The organism is Dehalococcoides sp. (assembly GCF_041654235.1).
GTDB classification, from domain to species: domain Bacteria; phylum Chloroflexota; class Dehalococcoidia; order Dehalococcoidales; family Dehalococcoidaceae; genus Dehalococcoides; species Dehalococcoides mccartyi_B.
Genome location: NZ_JBAZDW010000111.1, coordinates 1 through 2690 on the forward strand (window position 1 = coordinate 1; position 2690 = coordinate 2690).

Annotated in this window: 3 protein-coding genes; all 3 read left to right on the top strand. The window is 47.2% G+C overall.

Annotated elements, in window-relative coordinates:
• On the top strand, positions 1–261 hold a 261-nt coding region (locus WC259_RS08265), incomplete at its 5' end, for a hypothetical protein (RefSeq protein WP_372644262.1).
• 213 nt (positions 262–474) lie between these two features.
• The gene (locus WC259_RS08270; protein ID WP_372644265.1) at positions 475–2259 is read left to right on the top strand and encodes a phage tail tape measure protein; all 1785 of its coding nucleotides are present in this window, start codon (positions 475–477) and stop codon (positions 2257–2259) included.
• Positions 2259–2690: distal tail protein Dit (locus WC259_RS08275; RefSeq protein ID WP_372644268.1), on the top strand; the 432-nt coding region annotated here is incomplete at its 3' end. The genes WC259_RS08270 and WC259_RS08275, both read left to right, overlap by 1 nt.

Sequence of the window (2690 nt, forward strand, 5' to 3'; positions counted from 1 at the left end):
CAGGCAGACCAGGACTACATATTAAACCAGATGGCCAAAGCTGAAAATCTTTCAGGCAAGGCATCTTTCAGTATGTCGCTCGGACGGATGGCCATGCTGGAACGGGGAATCGTGGCGTGGTCTTTTGCTGAAAACGGTGGCCCTGTACCAGTGACCAAAGAAAATATCTCTAACCTGCGAAATAAGTACCGGTCTAAGGTACTTGAGACTATTAACTCTCTGGCTGAAAGCGCAGGTACATTCGTCTCAAAAAACGGGTAGACGGCATCCACCTGAACCTTTACAAGGCTCTTTCAGGGCTGAGTCAAGATATTACTCCGGAGGATGCCGCTAAGTGGAAACGTTATCGTGTCATGAAAACGATGGGGTGGAGTTGGCAAGAGTACAACTCTGCCCCAGCATCACTAATTGAAGAAATTGTAATGTTCATGGCTACCGAGGACAAAGCTATTCAAGGAGCAGAGGGAGTAAACCATGGCTAGTCAAGCTGAACTGTCTATCTTAATTAAAATGAAAGATGAAGCCACCTCTCAGCTTAAGAACCTCGGTAAAGCTTTTGCTGGGATTACAGGTGTTGTTGCCGGTTTCGGTACCGCTGCCGCTACTATGGCCGCAGGGTTTGAGAGCAAAATGCGTGAAGTTAATACCATGCTCGGATTATCGGAAGACCAGTTTGCCTCACTCAGCAGTCAAGTAAATGACCTGTCAACAGAGGTGGGTATTTCAGGCAATGAATTAGCCAGCGCTCTGTATCAGGCTATATCGGCCGGTGTTCCGGCAGCCGATGCTATTACTATGCTAAGAACATCAGCCCAAGCCGCTGTGGGCGGTGTGACCGATGTCACTACGTCCGTAGATGGTCTGACTACTGTGCTGAATGCCTTTAAAATCCCTGCGTCTGATGCTGAAAAGGTAGCCGATATCATGTTTACCACTGTTAAAGGTGGTAAAACCACAATGGAAGAGTTATCCGCTTCCATGTTTCAGGTTGCCCCTTTGGCAGCTTCGGCCGGGGTAAAGTTTGAAGAAGTGGCAGGGGCTATTGCTACCGTTACCAAACAGGGTGTACCGACATCAGTTGCCACTACCCAGCTCAGAGCGGCCATCCAGGCTATTATCAAACCTACTGCTGACATGAAATCAGCTATGGAAAGCCTCGGAATTGAGAGTGGCACTACCCTTATACAGGAGAAAGGCTTAGCCGGCGCACTTAATACATTAGTAGAAGCGGCAGATGGCAATCAGGAAGTCTTGGGAAGAATGTTCGGCTCGGTTGAGGGTTTGGGCGCAGTACTCTCCTTGACCGGGGATAACGCCAAAACTTTTGAAGCAGACCTGGCATCAATGTCTAATTCCGCCGGCGCTTCTATGGCTGCCTATGATGAAATCAATAAAGGCACTGCAAGGACATTTGAGCAATTAAAAGTCCAGGTAGAAGCCCTGATGGTTGAATTGGGTTCAGCTTTATTGCCCGCTGTCAAACCCCTTATTACGGCGTTCTCGGATTTGGTAGCGGCTTTACCTATAGAACAGATAAGCCAACTCCTGAATAGTTTACTCCCGCCTCTTGCCGAAGTACTCCTGAAGGTTTTAAACGCTATCCCGATAGACGCCTTTATCGCCTTTGTAATGGATGCTCTTACTCCGTTACTGGATATCCTAACTCCTATTCTTGACGCTTTTACACCTATCTTGGAAGTACTCGGAGATATCGTAAAAGCAATACCGATTAAGGAATTTATGGAGCTGGTAACCGGTGTTTTGAAACCCTTACTTATTCCTGTTTTGCAGTCAGTAGTGAACCTGCTTAAATCCCTGACACCCATATTGGAAACTGTTTTCAACGTCTTGGGAGCTGTTATGAAACTGCTGACACCTATTCTAGAGGGTATTGCTAAGGTCGCAGGGTTTGTTACCAGCGGCGTTGGCGGTGTGATAGGTAATGTTGTGGGCGGTATAGGCAACTTCTTAGGCAATATTCTGCCGTTTGCAGAGGGCGGTATCGTAACCAAACCCACTCTGGCACTTATCGGCGAAGCCGGCCCTGAGGCTATAGTACCGCTTGGTCAGCCGTTTGGCACGTTAAACTCCGCCAATGGCAGTATACCCGGTACAAGCCAGACCAATGAATATACCTTTAATCTGAACTTTGATGGGGTGGTAGTACGCGAAGAGCAGGATATAAAACGTCTCTCCGTAGCAGTAGCTGAAAATGTTCAAAAGATGTTCCGGCAGAATATCCGAACGGCAGGTGCTTAATGGCTAACAGCTTAACATTTAACTCTATAGATTTGAGTACGTATGGATTGACCATTACTCAGGCTGGGAATAATCAGACGTTATTTTCCCGTGCATTAACCCAGATGGATACACGGGCTTTTGCATCAAAGGGTAAACGGGAAGCACTCAAGATAGAGACTAACTTCTTAATCATCGGGACAAGTCTATCTGATACACAATCAAAACTGGCTACCATTAAACGTATCCTGTCGTCGGCAGAGACTGCTCAACTTGTCTTTGACATCTTGCCAGATGTTTACTACAACACTTCATTGGAAGCGATAGACGGCCAGATACTGACACCATATGGTATATCCGGCAAGCTCACCTTTCTGTGTGCCGACCCCTACGGCTATTCCACTACTGAGACCGACCAGACTGATAATATAACCACTGACCCGACCGCAGTC